The organism is Flavobacterium fluviatile (assembly GCF_010645065.1).
Lineage (GTDB): Bacteria > Bacteroidota > Bacteroidia > Flavobacteriales > Flavobacteriaceae > Flavobacterium > Flavobacterium fluviatile.
The window spans coordinates 1-568 of the sequence record NZ_JAADZW010000107.1 but is presented as its reverse complement, the minus strand read 5'-3'; the positions used below and the strand labels follow the sequence as shown (position 1 = coordinate 568).

At 39.4% G+C, this 568-nt stretch carries 1 protein-coding gene and 1 pseudogene; both read right to left on the bottom strand.

The genetic code is table 11. The annotated features are described in order from the left end of the window. A pseudogene (locus tag GXM17_RS21480) lies at window positions 1-332 on the bottom strand (hypothetical protein); the annotation flags it as partial. 2 nt (window positions 333-334) lie between these two features. Further along, a partial coding sequence (locus tag GXM17_RS21475; RefSeq protein ID WP_163401552.1) for a hypothetical protein occupies window positions 335-568 on the bottom strand: 234 nt, incomplete at its 5' end.

Sequence of the window (568 nt, the reverse complement as noted above, 5' to 3'; positions counted from 1 at the left end):
GCTAACGTGTCAGTATGATCTGCTAAAACAGAATCTGTTTTCTCGTAGCTGATTTCCATTGATTCAGCGACTGTAACAGCTGTTGGATCAGTTGTAAAAACATCTAATGCATACATTACCGCAGTATCACCACGCTGTACAGCTGTAGCGGCACCAAAGCCTCTATTTTTTACAACGTTAGGTTTTGCACCCGCTTGTGGCAGGTAAACAATTGCACCGCCTTTTACATATTTTGACTCATCAAAACATAATGCGATGTGTGGATTTGTTCGTCTTAATTTCTCGACGATGTAAGAGCTCCAAAACTCTTGTGGGATTTTAGGACTTGCCATAATTAATCTTGGTTAGGAAATTTTTCTTTTTTTAGTTTCTCGTACAAATCAGGGAATTTGGTTCTAACCGTTTCCAACTGATTTGAAGCGTATAGATCGTCCCAGCCTTTACCATTGTAGTCAGCTAAATCTTTGGCATTATCTCCCAAATTGTCAGTTACCAATGTTTGCGCCGGCATTGCATCGATAAGGTCTTTCAACCCTTTAGGATCAGTTTTAAAGCTTTCTCCTAATTT